This window comes from Billgrantia antri, assembly GCF_019430905.1.
In the GTDB taxonomy this organism is placed as follows: Bacteria; Pseudomonadota; Gammaproteobacteria; order Pseudomonadales; family Halomonadaceae; genus Halomonas; species Halomonas antri.
The window spans coordinates 187032-211335 of record NZ_JAHYCA010000002.1 but is presented as its reverse complement, the minus strand read 5'-3'; the positions used below and the strand labels follow the sequence as shown (position 1 = coordinate 211335).

Sequence of the window (24304 nt, the reverse complement as noted above, 5' to 3'; positions counted from 1 at the left end):
GATCGCTCACGGGGTTGTCGACGGGTGCGGCATGGCACGCGCTCAGGCGTTAATTCACCTGGTAGCGGTTGAGGCGGTTGCGGCGTTCGAACTCCTGCACGCGCTGGCGGGCGAACTCCACGGTCTGCGCGGTCATCACGCTGTGGTTCTCGTCCTTCAGTTCGCCACCCAGGTTGCGCACGATGACCATGGCGGTCTCGACCATCGCTTCGAAGGCCGCCGCCGTGTCCAGCGCGCCGGGCAGCGGCATCAGCAGGGTGATGCCCGGCGTGCGGAACTCGTCCATCGCCTCGATCGGGAAGGTGCCCGGCTTGAGCACGTTGACCATCGAGAACTGCAGCTCGCTGTCGGGGTCCTCGGTCTCGAAGCGGTGGAAGATGCCCATCTCGCTGCTATAGCGCAGGCCGCAGGCCAGCATCAGGTTGAGCAGCGCCTCGCCAGAGAAGCCCTCCTCGTCGCGCGACAGCACGCTGATGACGATGATCTCGTCGGCCTGGCTCAGCGTATCCCGTGCCCGCTCGGCGTTGACGTTGTGGCGCAGCGCCCGCGCCAGCGTCGGATGCGCGCGTACCACGTCGTCGTCGCTGACGGACTCGGCCTCCGCGCCGGCCGGTTCGGCGTATGCCGTACGCTCCGCTTCAGCGGCTCTCGAACGCGGCGGGGCGAACAGCGGGTCGTCATCGTCGGCCAGCTCGATGGCCTCGGCTTCCAGGCGGCGACGTTCGGCGTCCCTCGCAGCCTGAGCCTCGGCGGCCTCACGGCGCTGCTGGGCTTCGCGAGCGGCCTTCTCGGCACGCGCCTGATCGCGGCGCACCTTGTCCTCGCGCTTCTGCTCGCGACGCTTGGCCATGCGCTGCTGGATGGAGAGCCCGAAACGCTGTACCGACTCGCCCATGCGGCGCGAGCCGCTCATGAACGAGTCGCCCATGCCTTCCAGGTCGACCAGCCGATAACGCTCGTCCTCGTCGTGATGAGGATCGTAGTCGGCCGGGTCGGCAGCCAGCGGCGCGCTTGCGGCAGGACTCGGCGCTTCCTCTTCCAGCGCGGAGAGGGTCGGCTCATGGCGCCCTTCCCGTTCGTCGCGTGCCGGCGGCTCGGCAATGGCGCCAGCGGCTTCTGTCTCGACGCGGGCGGCATGTTCGGGCTCGACGGACCGTTGAGGCTCGCTCGGAGTCTCCTCGGCTGGCCGCGAGGCCCGTTCGACCGGTGCCTTTGCCTTCTCTTCTGCGATCTTGTCCTGGCGGCCCTTGCGCTCGTGCGCTTCCGCCATGGCAGGCTTGGCCGAGGGCGACGCTTCCGGCATGGCTGACGCCACCGGGCGCGTTGCCGCGGCGGCGCCGGAATCGGGGCTCGGCATGGGTCTGGTATCGGCACCGGCACTCTTCAGGCCAGCCAGCACCCGCGAAGGTCCGGGGTGTTCCTGGCGTTCCAGCTTGGGCTTCGCCGGCACTTGGGTATAGCTGGCGGGTCTGACGACACGAGCGCCGCCGTTGGGCAACTCCGGGTTATCGTCGTCGGCAGCTGCCTCACCATTGCCTGGGTTGTTGTTATCCCCTACCTGGTCCAGGCGGGGCACTCGGCGCTGACGTTTCAGGCGACGCACACCATCTATGACGATGAGCGTCACCAGGGCCAGCCCCAGAATGATCAGCCATTCTCTAAGTTCCATGGGTCGTCTTGCCTATCACTAGGGCGCCATGCCGGATGGATGTTCGTGAACAGCATAGCGCGATTGCCGGAAAAAGGGCCACTTTTTTTGTTTGTCAAGCCCCGGCATTATCGCTCGAGAGTCAAATCGACCCTGCGCCTTTCCCTGTCAATTCGCGTTTGTAATCTGCTTCATGACCGTGACGTGCCTTCTGATATCGCGTTTGCCGCTCGCTTTCAAGCCTCCGTCAGGCTTCGGCAAGCGCCGCCGCCTCCTCCACCCCGACAGCTACCAGGCGTGACACACCGGGCTCTTGCATGGTGACCCCCATCAATCTTTCGGCGGCTTCCATGGCAATCTTGTTGTGGGTGATATAGATGAACTGCACCGACTCGGACATGTCCTTCACCAGTTTGGCATAGCGACCGACGTTGGCATCATCGAGTGGTGCATCGACTTCGTCGAGCATGCAGAAAGGCGCCGGATTGAGTTGAAAGATGGCAAAGACGAGCGACAAGGCCGTCAATGCCTTTTCCCCACCGGAGAGGAGATGAATGGTGCTGTTCTTCTTTCCGGGAGGGCGCGCCATGATGGCCACCCCGGTGTCGAGCAAATCCTCGCCGGTCAGCGTCAACCATGCGGTTCCACCACCGAAGACTCGTGGAAAAAGGGACTGCAGGCCTTGATTGACTCGCTCGAAGGTGTCGCGAAAACGGGTACGCGTCTCCTGATCGATGCGTCGAATCGCCTTCTCCAGCGTCTCCAGCGCCTCATTGAGTTCCGACTGCTGGGCCTCGAGATAGTTGCGTCGCTCGGCCTGCTGGTCGTACTCCTCGATAGCGGCCAGGTTGATCGCCCCCAGGCGGCGGATGCGTTCGCCGACCTCCTCCAGGCGGGTCTGCCAGGCCGACTCGGTGGCGTTGGGATCGAGGCGCTCCTCCAGCTCGGCGGTCTGGTGGCCCAGCTCGGCGAGCTGCTCGTCCTGGGTCTCGGCCTTGAGTGCCAGGGCCTGCACCTGCATGCGCGCTTCCTGCAAACGCTCGCGAATGCCTTCGAGATTGCGCTCATGGTTCTGCCGCGCCAGCTCGTCCTCGCGTAGTCGCTCCACCAGCTCGGCGGCACGCGCCTTGGTTTCATTCAGTGCGCGCTCGTCACCCTCGCGGCGATGCAACAGCTCGTCGAGCTTTTCGCGCTGCTCTTCGTCGGGCTCGCGCAGCTGCTCGAGGGTCTCGGTCAACTCTTCGCAGCGCGCCAGCAGACGCTCGCGGGTATCGAGGCTGCGCCCCTGCTGCTCGGCCAGGCCGTCGCGCTCGGTGGAGAGACGCTGGCGCTCCAGCGCCAGCTGCTGGCGGCGCTCATCGAGCGGGCGCTGCCGGGCACGCAGGGAGGCCAGGCGTTCGCGGGCGTCGCTGCGCGCCCGCTCCAGCCGTTCACGCTGTTCGGCGCCTTCCTCGAGCCGCGCCATGGCCTGCTGCCACTGCTCGCGCGCCGCCTCGATGAGCTGACGCGTCTCCTCGCGGGCCTCGTCGAGCCCCGCCAACTCCTCGGCCAGCTCGCCGGCACGCCCCTGCAGATGCTCAAGACGACTGGCCAGGCCGCTGTCTTGCACCGCCAACTGCTGCTGCTCGCCGGCCAGGCGACGCTCCTCCTGGCGGATCGCCTCGAGGTCGCGCTCGGCCTGGCCGACACGCTCGTGCTCAGCGGCGATGGCCTGGTCACGCGACGCCAGCCGGGTCTCGATCTCGTCGAGCTCGGCGGCCACCTCCTCGAAGCGGCGGCGACTTACCAGCAGCGCATCAGGACCGGCCCCCTGGCCGCGATGTCGCACCCAGTCGCGCCCCAGCCACAGCCCCTGGGGGGTGATCAGACTCTCGCCGGCGGCCAGTCCCTCTCGCGCCTCCCAGGCGCGTTCATCACTCTCGACGCAACGGATCGGCGCCAGCCAGGCCGCAGCGGCTCCAGCCCCACGCACCCTCGCGGCCAGGCTATGCGGGGCGAACTCGGCATCGCCACGAGGCGATAGCGCCCCCAGTTCGGCAGGCGGTGCGGCGCTTGCCGAACGAAACCCCATGGGCTCCGCCAGGCGCGCCTTGAGCCAGGGAGCCAGCACCCAGGAGACGCTGGCTTCCCAGCCGGGGTCGACCTCGAGCGATTCGCCCAGCCTAGGCAGGCCGCCCAGCTCATGGCTCGCCAAGTGCTCGGTCAGGGCCTCGTCGGGATCGTTGAGGGCCGCCTGGATCAGGGCATCGAGCGAAGCGAGCTCACCCTGCAGCGTGCTGCGCCGGGTGCGTTCGGTCTCTCGCTCGCGCTCCAACTCGGCGGCGGCCTCGCGCGCCTCCTCCCGGGTGGCCTGGAGTCGTTCGCGGCGCGCCTCGGTCTCTTCCTGGGCCAGGCCGAATTCGGCGAGCCGCTCCTTCAATTCGTCGCGCCGGGCGGTCAACTCGGCCAGGTCAGGCAACTCTTGCTGCTGCTGGCGGCGACGCTGGGCATCGGCTTCGAGACGGGCCAGGCGGTTCTCGAGCTCACGCAGGCGATCCTGGCTGCGCTCGGCGTCGCGGCTGGTCTCGCGCCAGCCTTCGCTGAAAGCTTCGAAGGCTTGTTCGGCCTCCTCCGCGCCGGGCTCTGCCTCCTCCAGCATCGCCTCCAGCTCGGCGAGCTGCTCGGCAAGTTCCTCCTGTTCCGGTATCAGGGTCTCGAGCCGCTCGTCGAGGCGCACCAGTCGCTCGCGGTCGTGTTCGCCCAAGCGATCCAGCTCGACCAGCTCCTGGCGGGCACTCTCCAGGTCGCGGGCCAATTGCCCCTCGCGGCTGCGGGCGTGCTCCAGGCTCTGCTCGAGGCGGGCGATGGCGCCGCTGGTCTCGAAGAAGCGCGCCTGTCGCGCCTCCAGGGTCTCGGCCAGCGCGTCGTGATCGGCGCGCGCCTCCTCGAGACGGGTCTCGCACTGGCGCAGGCCCAAGATCTCGCGTTCGACCGCGGTCTCCAGCTCGCGCACGCGATGCTCTTCCTCGCGCTGCCGGGCACGCAGCGCACGGCCACGCAGCAGCGCCAGCTCGCCCTTGAGCCGGTGCTCCTCCTCCTTGAGGGTCTGGTAGCGCCGTGCGGCCTCGGCCTGACGCCGCAGGCGCTCGAGCTGCTTGTCGAGCTCCTCGCGGATGTCCTCCAGGCGCTCGAGGTTCTCGCGGGTGCGGCGCATGCGGTTTTCGGTCTCGCGGCGGCGCTCCTTGTACTTGGAGATACCGGCGGCCTCCTCGAGGGTGGCGCGCAGCTCTTCGGGACGCGCCTCGATCAGGCGCGAGATCATGCCCTGGCCGATGATGGCGTAGGAGCGCGGGCCGAGGCCGGTGCCGAGAAAGAGGTCGGCGATGTCGCGGCGGCGGCATTTCTGGCCGTTGAAGAAGTAGCTCGACTGGCCGTCGCGGGCGACCAGGCGCTTGACCGCGATCTCGGCGTACTGGGCATAGGGACCGCCCATGGTTCCGTCGCTGTTGTCGAAGCGCAGCTCGATGGCCGCCTGCCCTACCGGCTTGCGCGCGGTGGAGCCGTTGAAGATGACGTCGGTCATCGACTCGCCGCGCAGGGTCTTGGCCGAGGATTCGCCCATGACCCAGCGCACGGCGTCGATGATGTTCGACTTGCCGCAGCCGTTGGGGCCGACGATCGCGGTCATATTGCCATCGAAGGGCACCGTGACCGGATCGACGAAGGATTTGAAACCGCTCAGGCGGATCGAGGTGAGTCGCATCCGGCTATTCTATGACACGGTCGATCACTACCTCCACGGGCTCGCCTTCAACGTCGCCCACCGGCACGCCCTCCACGTCGCCATACATGTCGCCGGACTCGGGCGTGGCTCCGCCGCTCCGGGTCACGCGGACCACCAGACGCACCTCGCTGGCCTGGGACAGGCTCGCCGCCTCGGACATGGCGTGGCGGTCGTCGAGCGTGAGCGTGGTCGGCAAGTCGCCGAGGGTCAGCCGGGCCACCGCCAGCGGCGGCAGCTCACCTGCCATGTCGCGGGCCACGACGTAGACGCGGGTATCGTCGTCGAGCAGGCCCTCGAGTTCCTCGTCTAGGCTGACGCTCACCCGCACTCCCGGCCCCTGGGCAACTCCGGCCTCTCCCCCCTCGGAAGCGACGCCGAGGCGCTGCTGGGCCACCTGGATTCCCTCACGCAAGGCTTGCGCGGAGCTGGAATCGGACATGCCGGCGATGGCTCGCCGCCAGTGGTCGATGGCCTGCTCGTAGTCGCCGCGGTCGAAGGCGTGTACGCCCAACATGCCGAAAATGGTCGGCTCGCGGGCATCGAGTTCAAGTGTCTCATCAACCAGCGCCTGCACCTCGTCAGTGAGGGTGCGGTCGTTGATGAAGAACAGCAGCTGCGCCTTCTGAGCGAGCAGCGAAGGCAGCCGGCCTTCGAGCGCGATCAGTCGATCCAGCGCCTCTATGGCGGCCTCGCCCTGGCCTGAATCGCGGTAAAGTGGAAACAGCGAGGCCCAGACATCGGCATTGTCAGGCTGACGCTGGGCCTCCTGCTGCAGGCGCTCCAGCAGGGCCGGCAGTGAATCGCTCTCCTCGAAGGCGGCGAGCAGGCGCAGGTCCCCTTCGGCACCTTCGTGCTGATACCAGAGCATGGCGGAAATCACCAGCGCCAAGGCCACGACAGGCACCGCGAAACGCCCCGCAGCGGGCGAATGCAGCGGGCGACGTGTGAGATTCGCGGTATCTTCCAGCAGGCTGCGGTCGAGTTCTAGACGATCCTCGTCGAACTGCGCCTGGTCGATGTCACCGCGCTCCAGCGCCGCTTCCAGCGACGCCAGACGACGACGATAGATCGCTACGTTCTGTTCGGTCGCACGGTCGTTGGCTTCGAAGCTGGCCTGAGCATCGTGCACCAGACGCGCACGCCGCATCGGCGCCACCAGCAGCCACAGCGCCGGCAACAGCAGCAGGCCGAAGGCTAACCACAGCGCGATCATTGGCCTTTCTCCTGCTTGATCAATGCCTCCAGGCGATGACGTTCCTCGTTGCTCAGGGCACGCACCGAAGCATTGCGACGCGCGCGAATCAGCAGCATCACCAGAACGGCACCGGCCACGACCAGTACCGCGGGCAATCCCCATAGTAGATAGGTACGACCTTCAAGGCGCGGGTTATAGAGCACATAGTCACCGAAGCGTTGCACCATGTGATCGCGGATTTCCATGTCCGAGCGGCCGTCCTGCAGCATGGCATAGACCCTCTCACGCATATCCTGGGAGATGGGAGAGTCGGAGTCGTTGATCGCCTGGTTCTGGCATTTGGGGCAACGCAACGAGGCCGTAAGGCTCTGGTAACGCTGCTCGAGCACCGGGTTGCTGAACTCACGAACCTCAACGGCACCGCCATGCGCCATGCCGGTAGCCAGGAGCAGAATCACGAAGAACCATCGTATCACTGCCATTTCCTCACCTCCGGCAGAATCACATCGTGAACATCTTCCGGCTTGATGTAACCGGTATGGTGGTAGCGGATGATGCCATCTCGGTCGACCAGAAATGTTTCCGGTGCACCGTAGACACCCAGATCAAAACCTAGAACGCCTTCGGAATCGAAGATATTGACCTCGAACGGATTACCAAACTCGGCGAGGAATGCTCCCCCCTTCTCTCGAGTATCCTTGTAGTCGACACCGACCAGACGGACACCGCGATCGGCCAGGTCGAGCAACTGCGGCATTTCCTGCTTGCAGGTCGGACACCACTCGCCCCAGACGTTGACCAGGGTGACTTCGCCTTCAAGCAAGGATTCATCCACGATCCGCTCAGGATCCTCCAGAGTGGGAAGTTGAAAGGCTGGGAACTCCCGTGCCATCAACGCCGATTCACGCTGAAAGGGATTCAGCGAAAGTCCCTGATAGAGAAAGGCGCCCAACACCAGGAAGCCTACGAGCGGCAGCATCAGCAGCAGGCGTCGCGTCATGCCGTAGCCTCCCGCGCCGCGCCTTCGCGAGCCTTCTCTTCGGGATCGCGCGACGTTGCCAGGCGCCGATAGCGGCGATCGATGACGGCAAGCAAACCGCCGGCCGCCATCAGCAGCGCGCCGAGCCACAGCCAGCGTACGAAGGGCTTGTACTGTACACGCATGGCCCAGCTGCCGTCGCCCAGATCCTCGCCCATGGCCACGTAGAGATCACGGAACAGGCCGGGGCGCAGTGCCACCTGGCTCATGGGCATGCCACGCGCGATGTAGAGCCGCTTTTCCGGGTTCATCACGAAGCTGCGCCGGCTGTCGCCGCGGCGCACCTCGATCGCGGCACCATCGGCGATGTAGTTGGGCCCGCGCCGGGAGGTCAGCTCCTGCATGGTGAAGGTGTAGCCGGCGACCTCGACGCTATCGCCGGGCGACATGCGTACGTTGCGCTCGATCTCGAAGTTGGAGACCACCGCCACGCCGATGATGGTTACCGCCACTCCCAGGTGGCCGAGCTGCATGCCCCAGTAGGCCAGCGACAGCTTCTTGAGACCGGCGCCGAACGACTCGGCGCGACGGGTCTTGTCATAGAGGTCGCGCAGCGTCGGCAGTACGATCCACATCGCCGCCACCAGGCCGAGGGCGACCCAGGCGTTCCACTCGCCGCCGATGACGAACGGCATCGCCGCGGCTATGACCAACGCCGCGACGCCGGCGAGCCACAGCCGCTTGAGCATCAGGCGTGGGTCGGTCTGCTTCCAGCGCGCCGACGGGCCCAGGCCCATGAACACGCACATGATGACCGTGAGCGGCACGAACAGGGTGTTGAAGTAGGGCGGGCCCACGCTGATCTTGCCCAGGTCGAGCGCGTCGAGCAGAAGTGGATAGACGGTGCCCATCAGCACGGTGATGGTCATGATCACCAGCAGGATGTTGTTGATCAGCAGCAGGGCATCACGCGACAGCCAATTGAAGCCGGTGCGCTGGCTGACCCGTGGCGCGCGCAGGGCGAAGATCAGTAGCGACAGGCCCACGGTGATGCCCAGCAGGACGAGGATGAAGAAGCCGCGCGAGGGGTCGTTGGCGAAGGCATGCACGGAGGTCAAGACGCCGGAGCGCACCAGGAAGGTGCCCAGCAGCGACAGTGAGAAGGTGAAGATCGCCAGCAGCACCGTCCAGCTCTTGAACGAACCGCGCTTTTCGGTGACCGCCAGTGAGTGCATCAGCGCAGTGCCGGTCAGCCAGGGCAGCAGCGAGGCATTCTCGACCGGATCCCAGAACCACCAGCCGCCCCAGCCCAGCTCGTAGTAGGCCCACCAGCTACCCAGTGCGATTCCCACGGTGAGGAAGGCCCAGGCCAGGTTGGTCCAGGGCCGCGCCCAGCGGGTCCAGGCCGCATCGAGGCGACCGCCGAGCAGCGCAGCGATGGCAAAGGCGAAGACCACCGAAAAGCCCACGTAGCCCATGTACAGCATCGGCGGGTGCAGGATCAGGCCGATGTCCTGCAGCAGCGGGTTGAGGTCGGCGCCGTCGCTCGGCACGTTCGGCAGCAACCGCTCGAAGGGGTTGGAGGTAACCAGCACGAAGGCCAGGAAACCGACGGCGACCAGGCCCAGCACGCCGATCACCCGCGCCACCATGTCGCGCGGCAGCTCGCGGGAGAAGCGCGCCGCCATGTAGCTCCAGCCGGCCAGCATCAGGCTCCACAGCAGCACCGAGCCCTCGTGGTTGCCCCACACGGCACTGAACTTGTAGTACCACGGCAGCATCGAGTTGGAATTGTTGGCCACGTTGGCCACGCTGAAATCGTCGAGCAGGTAGCTTGCCGTGAGGCAGAGGTAGGCGATGAACACGAACAGGAACTGACCGGCGACCATGGGGCGGGCATAGGCCATCCACAACGGCCGGCGCAGCGCGGCGCCGGCCAGCGGCATCACCCCCTGTACCGCCGCCATCAACATGGCGACGACCAGGGCGAAATGGCCGATTTCAGGGATCAAACGAATGAACATGACGTCTCCGGATCAATTCTGGCTCGCACCCTCACGCGCCTCGAGGCGCTCGGCCACCTCGGCGGCCTTGGCCTGGTAGTCGGCGGGGGAGTAACCGGCCGCTTCGAGCGCCTCGGATACCTCGGGAGGCATGTAGTTCTCGTCATGGCGCGCCAGTACCTGGTCGGCCTTGATGTAGCCGTCGCGCTGCAGCTGGCCGACTACCACCACCCCCTGCCCTTCACGGAACAGGTCGGGAAGGATGCCACTGTAGTGCACGCGGACGTCCTCGACATAGTCGGTCACGGTGAATTCGACATCGAGGCTGTCGGGATTGCGCGCCACGCTGCCCTCCTTGACCATGCCGCCAGCACGGATCTGGCGCTCGTAAGGCGCGTCGCCGGCGACGATCTGGATCGGGCTGAAGAACAGATTGATGTTGGCCCGCAGCGCATAGAGCGTCAGCCCCACGGCGATCGCCGCCAGAGACACCAGCCCCAGGGCCAGGAAGAGCTTCTGTTTACGTTTAGGCCTCATTGGTGCTTCTACCCCTGCTAGTTGGAATCGGTTGCGCCCCGCCGGCGTGTCCGGCCTGGTGAGCTTCGCGGCGCAGACGCCGTTTCAGCTGGCGCATGAGCTGACGACGCTCGAAGCGGGCATGCAGCACTGCCCCCAGCAACAGTACGGCGGTCAGGCCCCAGGCCGACCAGACGTAACGTGCGTGCCCGCCCATGGCGAGAAATTCCTGGAAGGTGTCGAAAGCCATCAGTTCGCCTCCTCGGCCAGCTCGCGCACCCAGCGCTTGCTGGACTCGCGGCGCAGGATCTCGCTGCGCGTTCGCATCAGGGTCAGGGCGATGAAAAAGCAGTAGAAGCCCAGCACCATGATCAGCAGCGGCAGCCACATCTCCATCGGCATGGCGGCGCGCCCGGTGACGGTGAAAGTAGCGGGCTGATGCAGCGTGTACCACCAGTCTACCGAGTACTTGATGATCGGAATGTTGATCACGCCGACCATGGCGAGCACCGAGGCGGCACGGGAGGCGCTGTCGCGACTGGCAAAGGCACCGCGCAGGGCGATCACGCCGAGATAGAGGAAGAGCAGTATCAGCATCGAGGTGAGGCGCGCATCCCACATCCACCAGGTGCCCCAGGTGGGCACGCCCCACACCGCACCGGAGAACAGCGCGACGAAGGTCATGGCCGCGCCCAGCGGCGCCATCACGGTGGCCGCCATGTCGGCGATCTTGATCTTCCAGACCATGAACACCAGCCCCGTCACCGCCAGGGAGACGAAGATCGACTGGGCGAGGAATGCCGCCGGTACGTGCACATAGATGATGCGGAAACTGTTGCCCTGCTGGTAGTCGGCCGGCGCAAAAGCCAGCCCCCAGACGCTGCCGGTGACGATCAGAATCAGTGCCGCAGCCCAGAACCAGGGCTGCAGACGGGCGCTGATGGTGTAGAACCACTTGGGGGAACGCAGCTTGTTAAGGAAGGCCCACATGCCTCGTCAACCTCTCAACCGTTGATACTGATGCGCAGCGATGCCGCGATCGCCAATGGCGCAAAGATCAGGGCCAGCGCCAGCAGCGCGCCGAGGATCGCCAGGTGCGCCAGCACGCTATCGCCGAAGATGGCCGCCTGAACGGCCCCGGCGCCGAAGATCAGCACCGGAATGTAAAGGGGGAGCACCAGCAGCGACAGCAATACGCCGCCACGCGAGAGCCCCACCGTCAGCGCCGCTCCGATGGCACCAATCAGGCTGAGACTGGCACTGCCCAGTGCCAGTGAAACGGCCAATACCAGGTAGCTGCCCGCCGGCAGCGCCAGCATGATGCCCAGCACGGGCGCCATCAGCGCCAGGGGCAGGCCGGTCAGCAGCCAGTGCACGGCCACCTTGGCCAGGGCCAGCATCGCCAGCGGCTGGGGCGTCAGCAGCAGCTGCTCCAGCGAGCCGTCGTCGTAGTCGGCCCGGAACAGGCTGTCGAGAGACAGCAGCGCCGCCAGTAGCGCCGCCACCCACAGCAGACCGGGGGCGATGGCCGCGAGCAGCGCCGGATCGGGAGAAATACCGATCGGGAACAGGGTGATGACGATGGCGAAGAACACCAGGGGGTTGAGCACTTCGCTGCGCCGCCGCAGCAACAACAGCAGGTCCCGCTTCAGTGTTGCCCACACTGCGACAGCAAGACCGCCGCGAGGTTCCGCGCGAACCACCGCCTCCTCCTTCCCCAGAGCGCCTTCAGATGCCGGCATTGGCCCCTCCCCCGCCGAGACGGATACGGCGTAACTCGGCACACGGCGTCAGTTCGTGATGGGTGGTGACCAGCACGCAACCACCGCGGCGAGCATGTTCGACCAGCCGGCGCTCCAGCGCCGCGACACCGTCGCGGTCGATTGCCGTGAAGGGCTCGTCGAGCACCCACAACGGACGCGGCGTGAGCGACAGGCGTGCCAGCGCCACGCGGCGCTGCTGACCGGCGGAGAGCTGGGCTGCCGGGACGTCCTCGAAGCCCACCAGACCGAGCTCCTCCAACGCACTCATGCGCGTCTTTTCGCTCGGCGCATGGCCCGCAAGGGCCTGGTACCAGGCGAGGTTTTCCAGCGGCGTCAGCGCCGCTTTGACGCCGGGCGCGTGGCCCAGGTAGAGCAGGTTGGCAAGGAAGGCGTCACGCGACTTGCGCATCGGTTGCTCGTTCCAGAACAGCTCGCCTTCGTAGTCGGCGAGCTGACCGGAGAGAATCTTCAACAGAGTAGTCTTGCCGCTGCCGTTGGGGCCTTCCACCCGCACGATCTCGCCGGCGCGAATATCCAGGTCCAAGCCCCGGAACAGCCAGCGGTCATCTCGTTCGCAGGCCAGGTTTCGCGCTTGCAGACGCAGGCTCAACGGCACTCTCCAGGAAAGGGTCAATTCGACCGAAATGCTACACGGAAAGGCCTGTAGCCGCTAGCGAACGAGGTGCGTCACGGCGCCACCCTTGCCACAGGTCAAGGCAACAAGGCATCGGCAAAACTTGCCACTTGGCGACCGCTTGGTATGATGCAGGATACCTGTACATTTCAACAGGGTCGCAAAGAGGGGGAACGCCAATGCCAACGCCTTCCATGCAGTACCTGTACCGACGCCCCAACCTGCCCATCGCCACCTCCTGGGCCAGCGTCGACGCCACCGACCTGACCGAGGTGCCCCTGCTGGGTGACGTCGCGGCGGGCCTGCCCATCGAAGCCTGCCCCAGCGGCGACAGCATCCACGCCCCAGCCTGCATGGTACGCCGCAATACTTATGCACTGCGGGTGCGTGGCGACTCGATGATCGACTGCAACATCTTCGATGGCGATGTGATCATCATCGAGCGTCAGGAGAGCGCCGAGAACGGCGAAACCGCCGTGGTGCTGATCAACCAGCAGGAAGTGACACTGAAGAAGCTCTACATCGAGAAGAGCGGCGTGCGCTTGCAGCCGGCCAACGAGAACATGGCCCCCATCTACCTCAAGAACAGCGATATCCAGGTGCTCGGCATGGTGATGGGCGTGGTGCGTCAGCAGGAACACCGTGAGCTGACCCACTGATGCGCTACCCGGTGCCCGACCTGCCGCCCGGTGGCTGGCGGGAAAGCCTCCACGAGGTAGAGAAGAGCCGCTTCATCGCCTGGCTCTGCCATGCCCCCAGCCCGACGGCTTTCGAGGCCCTGCTGGCCGAAGCCCGTCGGGCCCACCCTAACGCCAGCCATCACTGCAGTGCCTATATTGCCGGGCCTCCCGGAGAACAGCACGCCATCGGCTTCTCAGACGACGGCGAACCCGGCGGCACGGCAGGCCGCCCGATGTTCCAGGTGCTGGAAGGCTCGGGCCTGGGCCAGGTAGGCTGCGTGGTGACCCGCTACTTCGGTGGTACCAAGCTGGGCACCGGCGGCCTGGCCCGTGCCTATGCCCAGGCCGTGGCCCGAGGGCTCGACGACCTGCCGCTGCGGCAAGTGGTCGAGCGTACCGTACTCAGGTTGAAGGTCGACTTCGCCGGCGAGGCCGAAGCCCGCGCCTGGCTCGAGGCCCGCGACGTCCCGATCGAGGTCGCTGACTACGCCAGCGACGGTGTGCTGCTCAGCGTAGGCTGGCCCAGCGACACCGAGGTCGATCTCACCCCGCTGGAGGCCCGCCTGCGCGGCAGACTTGCCTTGATCGACGCTTAGCTGCTGCCCCGGGGCGCCTGCCATTTGCGCAGAGGCGAGTCAGTAGGGTAAACCTTTCCGGGCAATGGCCCTACAGTAACGACCCTTTACTGCGTTCCCCAATTGAGGAGTCTCCATGATGCCGCCTGCCAAGGCGCCCCTCGGCGCCCTGTTCTGGGCCTTTGTCCGCATCGGTCTACTCGGCTTCGGCGGCGGTCCTGCCATGATCCCCCTGGTCCGGCAGGAAGTGGTCAAGCGTCACGCCTGGCTCGATGACGAGGCGTTTGCCGACATCCTCGCCATCGCCAACACCCTGCCCGGCCCCATCGCCACCAAGATGCCCGGCTACATCGGCTATCGGGTGGCGGGCGCGAGCGGCTGCGTGATCGCCGTGGCTGCCGTGATCCTGCCCATGATTGCCGTCATGATCGTGCTGTTAACGACGCTCAGCCGCTATCGCGACGTGGCCTGGATCCACGGCATGGGACAAGCCGTGGTGCCAGTGGTCATGGTCATGATGGCCCAGTTGACAATGGATTTCTGGAACAAGTCGCGCCTCGCCCTGGGCTGGGCCATCAGCCTTGCCATGGCAACCGCAGCCGGCGGACTCATTTATCTCGTGGGAGTCCATCCCGGCTGGGTCATCGGGGCGTTGCTGCTCACCGCCCTGCTCTACCCCGCTCGTCGGCGCAAGGGAGCGACGCCGTGATCTACTGGCAGCTGTTTCTCGCCTTCTTCGTGCCCAACATCATCGGCTATGGCGGCGGCCCGGCGATCATTCCGCTGATCGAAGCCGAGGTGGTGGGCCGCTATGGCTGGATGAACGCACAGGAGTTCGCCGAGACCCTGGCCCTGGGCAACGCCCTGCCGAGCCCCATCGCCACCAAGATGGCCGGCTACGTGGGCTACGATGTCGCCGGCATCGCCGGCGCCGCGATCGCCGTGCTGGCCACGGTGGTGCCGTCGCTGCTGCTAATGCTGGGAGCCCTCGGATTGCTCTATCGCCATCGCGACTCGCCGCGCGTCAAGCGCATGAGTCAGTGGGTGCGCCCGGTGATCGCCGTCATGATGGCCTGGCTGACCTGGAGCTTCTTCAGTACAGGACTGGAAGGCGCCGGCCTGCGGCATACGCTGCTGATCGCCGCGGCTGCCGCCATCGCCCTGCTGCGCTTCCGCGTGCATCCAGCCTTCGTGATACTCGCCGCGCTGATGTATGGCGGCCTCTTCCTCGGCTGATACCAAGCCACGCACCAACGGCACCGTGCTGGCCTGGTAACTGACTGACATGTCATGCAGCCGTGACCTGCGCAGGCTGTGAAAGACGCAACACACTGGCCAACAAGGCCAGCAGCGCCAACACAGCCGCCAGCCACAGAGCCAGGGTGACATTGCCGAATGGCAGCGCCATGACCAATGCCACCAGTGCGGAGCCCAGGCACTGGCCGAAAGTGCGAAGTGACGCCAACACCCCGGATGCGCTGGCGCTTAGCGTCAAGGGGGCGCTGCCCATGATTTCGCGATTGTTGGGCGCCTGGAAGAAGCCGTAACCCAGGCCGCACAGCAGTGAAGGAATCAACAAGTAGAGTGCAGAACCGGCGGTACTCAACCAGCCCAGACCGACCATTCCGCACAGGAACAAGCCCAGCCCACCTGCCACGAGAAGCGCAGGATCTCGCTTGTCGGCCAGGCGGCCGGCGACCGGCCCCGAGACCAGCAGCGCCAGCGGCCAGGGGGTGAAGAGCAGGGCCGCTTCGAGTGGCGACACCCCCATCACGCTCTGATAGAGAAAGGGCAGCGCGACGAAAGCCGCGCCTTGGGCGGTGAAGGCCAGCACCGTCACTATCGATGCCGTGGCAAAGCGGGGCGCCTCGAACAACGACAACGGTACCAGCGGTGTGGAAGTGCGGCGTTGCCGCCAGATGAAGACAGCCATGGACAGCAAACTAAGCACCCCAAGCCCACCTACCAAGAGGTAATGCCCGCCATGGCCGAACCGTTCCATGGTGAGCACGAAGCCCCCCATCATCAGAACGGAGAGTAGCGCCCCCGGCCAATCGAAGCCGCCGTGCCGCCATGGTTCGCTTGGCAGCACTCGCCAAGCCAGCCCGATAGCTACCAGTCCCACGGGGACATTGAGCGCAAAAACCCAAGGCCAACTGCCCAGCGTCAGTACCAGGCCCCCGAGCGTGGGTCCTGATGCCAAGCCAAAGGCAACGACCATCGCATTCAATCCGATCGCCCGCCCCAGCAGCCGGTGCGGAAAGATATTTCGATAAAGCGATGGCCCCAAGCTGAGGATTGCCGCACCACCCAGCCCTTGCACGACCCGCCAGACCAGCAGCAACTCCAGATTCTGAGCCAGCGCCGCGCCCAGCGCGCCCAGACTGTAGAGCGCTAAACCACTAGTGAAGACGCGCCATTGCCCCACCAGGCGGCTAAGCGCCGCGAATGAGAGCAGCGAAGCAGCGCACACCAGTTGATAGGTCGTGGCAACCCAAACCGCTCGAGACTCTTCCACTCCCAGGCTACTGGCCAGTGACGGCAAGGCGATATTGACGATGCCCAGGTCGAGTACGGCCAACAAGGTGGCCAACACCACCACGAGCGTAGCCATGCGTCGCTGCTGCCCACCCAGTCCGGCATCTCCGGGGCGCTCTTCGAAGAGCCGCTTCAGCATGACAAACTCTCACCGTGCGGATGCCACCAGGCTCCTGCCTCTCCGTTCCCCAACCTCGCCGGACATCGCTTGCTCATTTCGCTGCCACCTTGATTTCTCTGCGCACCTTGACGATCAGCGCTATCGCTTATGTCAATGGTATACCAAAAACAGATTCATTCCCACTCACAGAACCGACAACAGTCACTATCGAATCGCTGACGTTACAGTCGACCGTCCCCTCCTCGGTCTATTCTAGCGGCCAGCTATAGCCCCGGGCTGCATTCCAACTTGGCGCGCCGCCCCAGACTCCCCTGGGCCAAAATTACTTGACAGGGGAAATTCGTAGGAATACGCTCCTTCACATGGCTTTTGGTATACCATAAGCCATCTAGAAAAACCGCCGAACGACCGGCACCGGACAGCAAAAACAACAGCGCGGCCTGACAGGCCAGGCGGCGCACGAGCGACAAACAGGAGTCCTCCCCCATGGCACAGTTGATGAATCGCGACGAATTCCGTACCGCCCTGGAAGAAGCCATCAAGGGCAAGAGCGCCAACAAGGCACCGTTCAGCGTGGCCTGGGCCAGCGGCAAGCTGTCTCGCAACCACCTCGCCCGCTGGGCCGAGAACCACTACCACTATGTCGGTCCCTTCGCCGACTACCTGGCTTACATCTATGCCAACACCCCGGAAAGCCACACCGAAGCCAAGGACTTCCTGCTGCAAAACATGTATGAGGAGGAGCTGGGTGGCGATCGTCATACCGACCTATTGATCCGCTTCGCCGAGGCCTGCGGTACCACTCGCGAGCGCGTCGAAAACCCGGACAACATGTCGCCCACCACCCGTGGCCTGCAGAGCTGGTGCTACGCCGTGGCCATGCGCGAGCATCCGGTCGTCGCCGTGGCAGCCCTGGTCGTCGGCCTGGAGTCCCAGGTGCCCTCGATCTACCGCCGACAGACCCCGACCCTGCGTGAGAAGTACGGCTTCACCGACGAGGAAGTCGAGTTCTTCGACCTGCACATCGTCTCCGACGAGATCCATGGCGAGCGCGGCTACCAGATCGTGCTGGAACACGCCGACACCGTCGAGCTGCAGCAGCGCTGCCTGAAGATCTGCGAGATCGGCGCCCAGATGCGCCTGCTCTATACCACCGCGCTGTACTACGACTATGTCGCCGACGAGCTGCCTCTCACCGAGCTCGACATGGCGGCTTGATCGAGCCCCTACCTAGCCTCGCGTGATGTCATCTGCCGGCCCGATGCCGGCGGATGGCCACCACGCGGCTGGGAGCGTGATAACAGCCCGTGACGACAGCCAGCGACGACGAAGAGGTAAGCGTCTTGGATAACGCAACCCAGTTTCTCAACTATATCGACGGCCAGTGGGTCGCCAGCACCTCGAGGGAAACCTTCGAGAACCGCAACCCCGCCGACCAGGACGACCTGCTCGGCCACTTCCAGGCATCCTCCGTCGAAGATGCACGCCAGGCCATCGCGGCAGCAGACCACGCCTTCGCCGCCTGGCGCGCGACTCCGATCTCGCAGCGCGCCAAGATCCTCAATCTGGCCGCCGACTACCTGATGGAGAATGTCGAACAGTTCGCCGAGGAACTGACCCGCGAGGAAGGCAAGCTGCTGGCCAACAGCCGCGACGAGATCGCGCGTTCCGCCCAGACCCTGCGCTTCTACGCGATCGAAGGCCAGACCATCACCGGCGAGACCTTCCCCCAGGACGACGCCAAGATGATGGTCTACACCCAGCGCGAGCCGCTCGGCGTGGCCACCGTCATCACGCCGTGGAACTTCCCGATCTCGATCCCGGCCCGCAAGATCGCCCCGGCCCTGATTACCGGCAATACCGTGGTGTTCAAGCCCTCGTCCGATGCGCCGCTGATAGGCTACCGCCTGGCCGAGGCCCTGCATCATGCCGGCGCCCCGGCAGGGGTATTCAACTTCATCACCGGGGCCGCCTCGGCGATAGGTGAGGAGATCACCGCCAACCCCGTGGTGAAGGCGATCTCGTTCACCGGCTCCACCGCCGCCGGCGAGCGCATTCACCGCGCCGCAGCCATGGCCACCCGCACCCAGATGGAACTCGGCGGCAAGAATCCGCTGATCGTGCTGGAAGACGCCGACCTCGATACTGCGGTGGACCTGACCGTGAAGGGCGGTTTCTCGCTGACCGGCCAGGCCTGCACCGGCACCAGCCGGGTGCTGATCGCCCGCAGCCTGAAAGAAGAGTACCTCGCGCGGCTGGTGGAGAAGGTCAAGACGCTGAAGATCGGCAACGGCATGACCGAAGGCACCCAGATCGGTCCGCTGGCCACCCGCCAGCAGCTCGACAGCGTGCTTGGCTACATCGAGTCTGGCAAGCAGGAGGCCACGCACGTGCATGGCGGCGAGCACCTCAGCGAGGGCGACTATGCCAAGGGCTTCTACGTGGCGCCGGCGATCTTCAGCGACGTCACCCAGGAGATGCGCATCGCCCGCGAGGAGATCTTCGGCCCGGTGGTCGCGGTGATCGAGATCGACGGCTACGAGGATGCCATCGTCAAGGCCAACGATACGCCCTACGGCCTGTCAGCCGCGCTGGTAACCAACGACATCGCCTATATCCAGCGCTTCCCGCTCGATATCCAGGCCGGCACGGTCAAGGTCAACCGCACCACCACCGGCAATCTGGTCAACGCGCCCTTCGGCGGCCTGAAGCAGTCGAGCACCTCAACGTTTCGAGAGTCGGGTCGCGCCGGGCTGGATTTCTTCACCCAGACCAAGACTGTCTACATCGGCCGCTGAGTGCGGCATTCACAACGACAACCTGACGACAAGGTAAGCCCATGAAACAGGTATTTCGACTGGAACTGGAAGAAGCCAAGCTGATGGTGGAAGCCGCCAAGCAGCGCTCCGAAGAGATCGGCGTGCTGGAAACCATCTGCGTTGTGGATGACGGCGGCTACCCGCTGGCGCTGGAGCGCATGAACGGCGCCCGCGTCACCGGCCCGCAGATCGCCTGGAACAAGGCCTTCACCGCTGCCGGGCACAAGCGTTCGACCCACCTGTTCAATACCGCCCCCAACGGCCCCGCTCTGCCGGGCAACGAAGCCTTCGGCATTCAATGGAGCTTCGAGGGCAAGTTTGCCGTGTTCGTCGGCGGCTTTCCCATCGTCGTCGATGGCGAGGTGATTGGCGGCGTCGGCCTGAGCGGCGGCAACGGCGAGCAGGACACCCAGGCCGGACTGGCGGCCTTGCAAGCGCTACAGAATCACCTGCGCGACTCCGGCCATGAGGTCGTGGTCGAAGCCGACATCAAGAAATAAGCATGCGACGTCGGCAAGCGGCCCGCCCTTGCCGACTCCCCTGACGATCAGCCAAGCACAGACACCCTGCAACAACGACAAGACCATGCCTTGAAACGGGTGCACTCCAGGAGGCTGCCATGAGCTACCGTATTACTCTCTCCGAGACCTCAGAAAGCTTCGAAGCCCAGACGGGCGAACCACTGCTCGAGGCTGCCGAGCGTGCCGGTTTTCCGCTCGCTCACGACTGCCGCTTCGGTGGTTGTGGTGCCTGCCGCATCAAGCTGCTTGAAGGCACGGTCGACTACGAGGAGTTCCCCTTCGGACTGACCGAAGAGGAAGCCGAGGCGGGCTACGCACTGGCCTGCCAGGCATGCGCCCAGAGCGACCTGACCATCAGTGCCAAGCTGCTGCCGGAAGGCTACATCCCGGCCGATTTCCATGTTGCTACCATCGAGCGGCTTGAAAAGCTGAGCCACGATGTGACCCACCTGGTACTGCGCATCCCCACGGCCAGCGAGGTGGTGTTCCATCCGGGCCAGTACCTCAACGTGATGCTGGACGACGGCAGCCCCCGCAGCTTCTCCATGGCTTCGCCCCACCGCGGCGAGCTGTTCGACTTCCATATCCGTCGCGTCCCCGGCGGCCATTTCACCGGCCGACTCGAGACCGACTACAAACCAGGCGACACCCTCGACGTGGAACTGCCGCTGGGCAACTTCCGCCATGACGCCAAGAGTCCACGCGACTTGCTGATGGTGGGCGGTGGCACCGGCCTGGCACCGCTCAAGAGCATCATCGAGTCGCTGCTGGACGAACCCGAGCGTCCCGGCATCGCCCTCTATTGGGGCGTACGCCGTGTAGAGGACCTCTACCTCGACGAGCAGTTACGCCAGTGGGCACGAACGCTGCCCAACTTCCGCTACGTGCCCGTGCTCTCGGAGCCCGACCCCGAGTGGGGCGGTCGCCGCGGCTTCGTGCACGAGGCGGTGTGCCAGGACTTCGAGGACCTCAGCGCCTTCGATGCCTACCTGTGCGGCCCGCCGCCGATGATCGCTGCCGCCAAGACGAGCTTTTCCCAGCGCGGCCTCGACGTCGAGCGCATCTATGCCGACAGCTTTAACTTCACCCATGAGCTCGAAGGCAGCGTGGCCTGAGGCATCACCGGATCCAGCGAGGTAATCGTCATGCCGGACATCACTTTCATTACCAGCGGCGGCAAGGTCATCAGCGCCCCGGAAGATTCCAACCTGCTGCGCATCTCGTTGCGCGAGAAGGGCGGTATCCCGTTCAAGTGCGGCGGCGGGCTTTGCGGCACCTGCAAATGTCTCGTCGAGGAGGGCCGCGAGAACACCGACGCCGTAAAGAAGAAGGAGGAGAAGCTGCTTTCTGCCGAAGAGCTGGAGCAGGGCTATCGCCTCGCCTGCCAGACCTTTCTCAAGGGCGACGTCAAGGTTTCCTGGGAAGAGACACCCAAGGGCGGTGCTGCCGGCACGTGCCAGGTCAAACCCAAGGCAGAGGCATGAGGCACGCAATGACAGAGCAACACGCGATTCGAGTTGGGCTCATCGGCTACGGTACGGCAGGCAAGGATGTCGCCGAGGCCATCCTCAGCGGTCAGGCGGGTAACACCCGCCTGACCAGCGTATTAGTACGCAATGCCGGCAAGTATGACGACATCTCACTGGACGGTTGCACGATTACCGACAACGAAGAGACCTTCTTTGCCTTTCGCCCCGACGTGGTGGTCGAGACGGCAGGACACGAAGCCGTGATTCGCTATGCCGAGACTTCACTGCAACACGGCTGCGATTTCATGGTGGTCTCGGTCGGCGCCTTCTGCGACCAGAAGCTATATGACCGGATCATGGCCAGCGCCAGCCAGCAGCAAAAGCGCGTGCTGATACCCTCGGCGGCGATTGCCGGTCTCGACCGTATCGCCGCTGCCGCCCAGGGCCCACTGGAGCGCGTTACGCTGACGACCCGCAAGCCGGTAAAGGCGTGGCGTGACACCTACGCCGAGGAAGTTGTGGATCTCGACACGGTGACGCAGCCGACGCTGATCTTCGAGGGCAATGCCCGTGAGTCTTCACGTGTATTTCCCGAGAGCGTCAACGTCTCGGCGGCGCTGAGCTTGGCCGGAGTGGGCTTCGAGGCCACCCAGGTTCGAGTACTGGTCGATCCCACCATCGAGAAGAATGTGCATGAGGTTTCCGCCAAAGGCCTGTTCGGCGAGGTACGTATCGAAGTGCAGAACACGCCTTCGCCCGACAACCCCAAGACCGGCTATATTGTTGCCATGAGCGTGGCCCGTGCGCTGAAGAATCTCTCCTCACCGCTGGTGATCGGTTAGACAGCCACTGCCACGCCAACGGAAGGGGTATGAAATGAAGCCGGACGCTAGCACTGTGAGCGCTCGGCTTGCCTTTTCTGTCCTGTATCGCTTGTCTCTACTGCCCGATCAGACCTGCGAACGGTTCATATACGCCTTGCGCGACTTCTCGAGGTGAATCCGGGTGAAGCTCTCGGCCAGGTCCTCTTCCCCACCGCGAATGGCGCCGAGGATGTCCTGGTGCTCGCGCAAGGCCTCTTTGGTGCGCCCGGGCAGGGCGCTGCTGAGATTCGAAAAGGCGCGCACATAGTCCTTCAGGTCGACCAGCATCTCGTGAAGCTTCGGATTCCCCGAGGCCCGGCCAATCAGGTCGTTGTACTTGATGTTGAGCTCTACCTCATCGCCGTCACCGTCCTGCAGGGCTTCGTCCATCTCGGCCATGAGGCGGTCGATCTCGGCAACGATCTCGTCGTTGACCTTCTGCGCGGCCAGGCGAGCCGCCAGCGACTCCAATGAGGCCAGAATCATGAACACCTCGAGAATCTCCGCCTGGGTGATCTCGTTGACCACCACTCCCTTGCGCGGCACGGTACGCACGAAACGCTGGGTCTCGAGGCGAAACAGCGCCTCGCGGATGGGCGTGCGGCTGATGTTGAGCTTTTCGGCCAGCACCCTTTCGACCAGACGGTCACCAGCCTTGTACTCGCCGCGCAGTATGGCGTCCTTGAGATAGGCATATACCTTGTCGCGGATCGGTGAAAGGTCTTCCTGTGTCCAGGATTCTGCCATTCGGGCTACCATCGGTTGTCTCGAAGCTAGGGTTCGTCAAAAAGTATCTTATCACATCGCGTCAAAACGTTGGCATCTGGTACACGAAGGTCCAGAAAAACAACGCCCCCCGTACCGATGGGAACGGGGGGCGAGGATGACAGATAGACGGCCGGCTCAGTGCAGCGGCGCCTTCTCCAGACGAGTGTCGATGCTGCCGAAGGTCACCAGCTGCTCGAGTTCGGCTCGCGCCGCTGCGATGGTGTCGAAGCGTTCAAAGAATTTCAGCGGCACGCTATTGGTCTTGCCGCCCTCCCCGGTCTCGACAATGCTGACCCGGCCCTGGTCACCATTGACCTCGGCAATGGTGAAGTCGGCCTTCTTCCTGCCATAAAAGAAGTATTCGTAAGATTCGACGGGGGCGATGCCTTGCCCCGGCCGGGCATCGTATTCGCCCAGCTTGCTTGTCAAAATGATGTACATGTCATCGCTCTCTCGTTGTGATTTGACCAACCGCTCGTTTCTTGTCAGTACCCCTTCAGGTGGCAAGCTCTCTATCATCGTGCTCAGCCTGGGCTTGGACAGTTTCGGAAAGCAGCGGCCGCAGCGCCGCCGATAGCTCCTCGAGCGCCTCCTCGACGATGGCCTTGCCGATGGCATGGCTTGCCCGGGTGGCGTCGCCGATGCAGCCGTTGCGGGTCATTTCTTCGTAGTAGTAAAAGCCCTGGAGAGGGTTGCCCGGGCGCAATCCCTCCCAATAGCCTCCGTGCACGATGTCGCCCTTTTCGAGCCGTTCCGAGCGCACCAGGTGGGGAGCTAGATAGTACGCCTCGGAAACCTCGCGCTCGCAGCTATGGCCGAACAGGGTTGAGGAAATGTGCTCCTTCATGGCCTTCTTGGCGGAAGCGGTGGTCTTGGCGTAGTAGCACGCCACGCCTAATTCCTGAATGAAGCTGGCACAGGCCAGGCCAAGCGTGGCTTGATTTCCACCATGACTATTGAGGAACAACACCTTGTCGATTCCGTGACGCTGCAGCGAGACGACCATGTCGCGCAGCACGGCCAGCAGGGTTTCGGGGCGCAGGCTGATGGTGCCGGGAAAGTTCAGGTGGTGCGGGGAGACTCCCATGTTGACCGTGGGCGTCACCAGCACCTGTGGGTGCAGCACAGCGGCGAGGCGCTTGGCCATCTCGATGGCAAGTACTGCATCGCAGCTCTCGTTCATGTGCGGTCCATGCTGCTCGTGCGCTCCGACCGGCACGATGGCCATCTTGACGGTCTTGAGCGCCTCCTCGACCTCCGGCCAGGTCATCTCCGTTAACACATAGCTATCTACCTGGCTCTTCTGATTCTCACTCTGACCTTCCATCCCGCTCTCCCTCGGCACCTGCGCGGCGAACTTCAACGCCTGGTCGCGTGTTGTGGTCTATGGCATGATACAGGTGTAATTGGTATACCATAAACCAACACTAGCCGAAGCTAACCGCCCCT

Annotated in this window: 25 protein-coding genes; 10 read left to right on the top strand and 15 right to left on the bottom strand. The window is 64.6% G+C overall.

What is annotated here, in order from left to right:
* Nucleotides 1-49 precede the first annotated feature (49 nt).
* The 11 genes from zipA to ccmA all read right to left on the bottom strand — a co-directional run bounded on the left by zipA (nt 50) and on the right by ccmA (nt 12477).
* The gene (zipA, locus tag KPL81_RS05310; RefSeq protein ID WP_219790961.1) at nt 50-1669 is read right to left on the bottom strand and encodes a cell division protein ZipA; all 1620 of its coding nucleotides are present in this window, start codon (nt 1667-1669) and stop codon (nt 50-52) included.
* A 226-nt stretch (nt 1670-1895) separates the two neighbouring features.
* On the bottom strand, nt 1896-5390 hold the full coding sequence (gene smc / locus KPL81_RS05305; protein WP_219790960.1) for a chromosome segregation protein SMC: 3495 nt from the start codon (nt 5388-5390) through the stop codon (nt 1896-1898).
* Nucleotides 5391-5394: 4 nt separating this feature from the next.
* The gene (ccmI, locus tag KPL81_RS05300; RefSeq protein ID WP_219790959.1) at nt 5395-6624 is read right to left on the bottom strand and encodes a c-type cytochrome biogenesis protein CcmI; all 1230 of its coding nucleotides are present in this window, start codon (nt 6622-6624) and stop codon (nt 5395-5397) included.
* On the bottom strand, nt 6621-7088 hold the full coding sequence (locus KPL81_RS05295; RefSeq protein WP_219790958.1) for a cytochrome c-type biogenesis protein: 468 nt from the start codon (nt 7086-7088) through the stop codon (nt 6621-6623). The genes ccmI and KPL81_RS05295 overlap by 4 nt, the downstream gene beginning before the upstream one ends.
* Complete coding sequence (locus KPL81_RS05290; RefSeq protein WP_219790957.1) at nt 7079-7606, bottom strand: DsbE family thiol:disulfide interchange protein; 528 nt, start codon at nt 7604-7606, stop codon at nt 7079-7081. The genes KPL81_RS05295 and KPL81_RS05290 overlap by 10 nt, the downstream gene beginning before the upstream one ends.
* Nucleotides 7603-9609 (bottom strand): heme lyase CcmF/NrfE family subunit, encoded by a 2007-nt coding sequence (locus KPL81_RS05285; protein WP_219790956.1) that lies wholly within the window; start codon nt 9607-9609, stop codon nt 7603-7605. Before KPL81_RS05285 ends, KPL81_RS05290 begins: the two co-directional genes overlap by 4 nt.
* 12 nt (nt 9610-9621) lie before the next feature.
* Entirely contained in the window at nt 9622-10125 is a 504-nt protein-coding gene (ccmE, locus tag KPL81_RS05280; RefSeq protein ID WP_209476060.1) for a cytochrome c maturation protein CcmE, read from the bottom strand.
* Nucleotides 10115-10354 carry a heme exporter protein CcmD gene (gene ccmD, locus KPL81_RS05275; protein ID WP_219790955.1) on the bottom strand — a complete coding sequence of 80 codons (240 nt, stop codon included), beginning with the start codon at nt 10352-10354 and terminating at the stop codon, nt 10115-10117. Before ccmD ends, ccmE begins: the two co-directional genes overlap by 11 nt.
* Nucleotides 10354-11094, bottom strand: coding sequence for a heme ABC transporter permease (locus KPL81_RS05270; RefSeq protein WP_209476056.1), 741 nt, complete (start codon nt 11092-11094; stop codon nt 10354-10356). Before KPL81_RS05270 ends, ccmD begins: the two co-directional genes overlap by 1 nt.
* A 14-nt stretch (nt 11095-11108) precedes the next feature.
* A complete protein-coding gene (gene ccmB / locus KPL81_RS05265) occupies nt 11109-11846 on the bottom strand; it encodes a heme exporter protein CcmB (protein WP_209476054.1) in 738 nt (245 codons plus the stop codon).
* Entirely contained in the window at nt 11833-12477 is a 645-nt protein-coding gene (gene ccmA / locus KPL81_RS05260) for a cytochrome c biogenesis heme-transporting ATPase CcmA (protein ID WP_209476052.1), read from the bottom strand. The genes ccmB and ccmA overlap by 14 nt, the downstream gene beginning before the upstream one ends.
* Before the next feature lie 203 nt (nt 12478-12680).
* Between ccmA and KPL81_RS05255 the strand changes: the two genes are divergently transcribed.
* The 4 genes from KPL81_RS05255 (at nt 12681) to KPL81_RS05240 (ending at nt 14992) form a co-directional block, all read left to right on the top strand.
* Nucleotides 12681-13160 (top strand): LexA family protein, encoded by a 480-nt coding sequence (locus KPL81_RS05255; protein WP_240549067.1) that lies wholly within the window; start codon nt 12681-12683, stop codon nt 13158-13160.
* Nucleotides 13160-13777: an IMPACT family protein gene (locus tag KPL81_RS05250; protein WP_219790954.1), complete on the top strand. Its 618-nt coding sequence runs from the start codon at nt 13160-13162 to the stop codon at nt 13775-13777. Before KPL81_RS05255 ends, KPL81_RS05250 begins: the two co-directional genes overlap by 1 nt.
* 115 nt (nt 13778-13892) lie before the next feature.
* Nucleotides 13893-14465, top strand: coding sequence for a chromate transporter (locus KPL81_RS05245; RefSeq protein WP_209476049.1), 573 nt, complete (start codon nt 13893-13895; stop codon nt 14463-14465).
* Nucleotides 14462-14992 carry a chromate transporter gene (locus KPL81_RS05240; RefSeq protein ID WP_209476047.1) on the top strand — a complete coding sequence of 177 codons (531 nt, stop codon included), beginning with the start codon at nt 14462-14464 and terminating at the stop codon, nt 14990-14992. The genes KPL81_RS05245 and KPL81_RS05240 overlap by 4 nt, the downstream gene beginning before the upstream one ends.
* 52 nt (nt 14993-15044) lie before the next feature.
* Here the strand turns inward: KPL81_RS05240 and KPL81_RS05235 are convergent, their stop codons facing one another.
* The gene (locus tag KPL81_RS05235) at nt 15045-16433 is read right to left on the bottom strand and encodes an MFS transporter (RefSeq protein ID WP_219790953.1); all 1389 of its coding nucleotides are present in this window, start codon (nt 16431-16433) and stop codon (nt 15045-15047) included.
* A gap of 468 nt (nt 16434-16901) precedes the next feature.
* Between KPL81_RS05235 and KPL81_RS05230 the strand changes: the two genes are divergently transcribed.
* The 6 genes from KPL81_RS05230 (at nt 16902) to nadX (ending at nt 22066) form a co-directional block, all read left to right on the top strand.
* The gene (locus tag KPL81_RS05230; protein ID WP_219790952.1) at nt 16902-17633 is read left to right on the top strand and encodes an iron-containing redox enzyme family protein; all 732 of its coding nucleotides are present in this window, start codon (nt 16902-16904) and stop codon (nt 17631-17633) included.
* A gap of 125 nt (nt 17634-17758) precedes the next feature.
* The gene (locus tag KPL81_RS05225) at nt 17759-19213 is read left to right on the top strand and encodes an aldehyde dehydrogenase family protein (RefSeq protein WP_219790951.1); all 1455 of its coding nucleotides are present in this window, start codon (nt 17759-17761) and stop codon (nt 19211-19213) included.
* Between the two features lie 41 nt (nt 19214-19254).
* Complete coding sequence (locus KPL81_RS05220) at nt 19255-19734, top strand: GlcG/HbpS family heme-binding protein (protein ID WP_219790950.1); 480 nt, start codon at nt 19255-19257, stop codon at nt 19732-19734.
* Between the two features lie 119 nt (nt 19735-19853).
* On the top strand, nt 19854-20870 hold the full coding sequence (locus KPL81_RS05215; RefSeq protein ID WP_219790949.1) for a 2Fe-2S iron-sulfur cluster-binding protein: 1017 nt from the start codon (nt 19854-19856) through the stop codon (nt 20868-20870).
* Nucleotides 20871-20900: 30 nt separating this feature from the next.
* Complete coding sequence (locus tag KPL81_RS05210; protein WP_219790948.1) at nt 20901-21239, top strand: 2Fe-2S iron-sulfur cluster-binding protein; 339 nt, start codon at nt 20901-20903, stop codon at nt 21237-21239.
* An 8-nt stretch (nt 21240-21247) separates the two neighbouring features.
* Nucleotides 21248-22066, top strand: a complete 819-nt coding sequence (gene nadX / locus KPL81_RS05205) for an aspartate dehydrogenase (protein WP_219790947.1) — start codon at nt 21248-21250, stop codon at nt 22064-22066.
* Nucleotides 22067-22174: 108 nt separating this feature from the next.
* Here nadX and KPL81_RS05200 read toward each other — a convergent pair whose 3' ends face one another.
* The 3 genes from KPL81_RS05200 to KPL81_RS05190 all read right to left on the bottom strand — a co-directional run bounded on the left by KPL81_RS05200 (nt 22175) and on the right by KPL81_RS05190 (nt 24182).
* Nucleotides 22175-22834, bottom strand: a complete 660-nt coding sequence (locus KPL81_RS05200; protein ID WP_219790946.1) for a GntR family transcriptional regulator — start codon at nt 22832-22834, stop codon at nt 22175-22177.
* A gap of 156 nt (nt 22835-22990) precedes the next feature.
* Complete coding sequence (locus KPL81_RS05195) at nt 22991-23296, bottom strand: ferredoxin (protein WP_219790945.1); 306 nt, start codon at nt 23294-23296, stop codon at nt 22991-22993.
* Nucleotides 23297-23351: 55 nt separating this feature from the next.
* Complete coding sequence (locus KPL81_RS05190) at nt 23352-24182, bottom strand: creatininase family protein (protein WP_219790944.1); 831 nt, start codon at nt 24180-24182, stop codon at nt 23352-23354.
* Nucleotides 24183-24304 lie beyond the last annotated feature (122 nt).

Excerpts from the sequence above, each read along its gene's own strand:
- KPL81_RS05230 (WP_219790952.1), top strand. The coding sequence starts at position 16,902 with ATGGCACAGTTGATGAATCGCGACGAATTCCGTACCGCCCTGGAAGAA.
- ccmE (WP_209476060.1), bottom strand. The coding sequence starts at position 10,125 with ATGAGGCCTAAACGTAAACAGAAGCTCTTCCTGGCCCTGGGGCTGGTG.
- KPL81_RS05195 (WP_219790945.1), bottom strand. The coding sequence starts at position 23,296 with ATGTACATCATTTTGACAAGCAAGCTGGGCGAATACGATGCCCGGCCG.
- zipA (WP_219790961.1), bottom strand. The coding sequence starts at position 1,669 with ATGGAACTTAGAGAATGGCTGATCATTCTGGGGCTGGCCCTGGTGACG.
- KPL81_RS05190 (WP_219790944.1), bottom strand. The coding sequence starts at position 24,182 with ATGGAAGGTCAGAGTGAGAATCAGAAGAGCCAGGTAGATAGCTATGTG.
- KPL81_RS05290 (WP_219790957.1), bottom strand. The coding sequence starts at position 7,606 with ATGACGCGACGCCTGCTGCTGATGCTGCCGCTCGTAGGCTTCCTGGTG.
- KPL81_RS05210 (WP_219790948.1), top strand. The coding sequence starts at position 20,901 with ATGCCGGACATCACTTTCATTACCAGCGGCGGCAAGGTCATCAGCGCC.
- ccmD (WP_219790955.1), bottom strand. The coding sequence starts at position 10,354 with ATGGCTTTCGACACCTTCCAGGAATTTCTCGCCATGGGCGGGCACGCA.
- nadX (WP_219790947.1), top strand. The coding sequence starts at position 21,248 with ATGACAGAGCAACACGCGATTCGAGTTGGGCTCATCGGCTACGGTACG.
- ccmB (WP_209476054.1), bottom strand. The coding sequence starts at position 11,846 with ATGCCGGCATCTGAAGGCGCTCTGGGGAAGGAGGAGGCGGTGGTTCGC.
- KPL81_RS05250 (WP_219790954.1), top strand. The coding sequence starts at position 13,160 with ATGCGCTACCCGGTGCCCGACCTGCCGCCCGGTGGCTGGCGGGAAAGC.
- ccmI (WP_219790959.1), bottom strand. The coding sequence starts at position 6,624 with ATGATCGCGCTGTGGTTAGCCTTCGGCCTGCTGCTGTTGCCGGCGCTG.
- KPL81_RS05220 (WP_219790950.1), top strand. The coding sequence starts at position 19,255 with ATGAAACAGGTATTTCGACTGGAACTGGAAGAAGCCAAGCTGATGGTG.
- KPL81_RS05295 (WP_219790958.1), bottom strand. The coding sequence starts at position 7,088 with ATGGCAGTGATACGATGGTTCTTCGTGATTCTGCTCCTGGCTACCGGC.
- smc (WP_219790960.1), bottom strand. The coding sequence starts at position 5,390 with ATGCGACTCACCTCGATCCGCCTGAGCGGTTTCAAATCCTTCGTCGAT.
- KPL81_RS05245 (WP_209476049.1), top strand. The coding sequence starts at position 13,893 with ATGATGCCGCCTGCCAAGGCGCCCCTCGGCGCCCTGTTCTGGGCCTTT.
- KPL81_RS05270 (WP_209476056.1), bottom strand. The coding sequence starts at position 11,094 with ATGTGGGCCTTCCTTAACAAGCTGCGTTCCCCCAAGTGGTTCTACACC.
- KPL81_RS05215 (WP_219790949.1), top strand. The coding sequence starts at position 19,854 with ATGAGCTACCGTATTACTCTCTCCGAGACCTCAGAAAGCTTCGAAGCC.
- KPL81_RS05255 (WP_240549067.1), top strand. The coding sequence starts at position 12,681 with ATGCCAACGCCTTCCATGCAGTACCTGTACCGACGCCCCAACCTGCCC.
- KPL81_RS05285 (WP_219790956.1), bottom strand. The coding sequence starts at position 9,609 with ATGTTCATTCGTTTGATCCCTGAAATCGGCCATTTCGCCCTGGTCGTC.
- KPL81_RS05200 (WP_219790946.1), bottom strand. The coding sequence starts at position 22,834 with ATGGCAGAATCCTGGACACAGGAAGACCTTTCACCGATCCGCGACAAG.
- KPL81_RS05235 (WP_219790953.1), bottom strand. The coding sequence starts at position 16,433 with ATGCTGAAGCGGCTCTTCGAAGAGCGCCCCGGAGATGCCGGACTGGGT.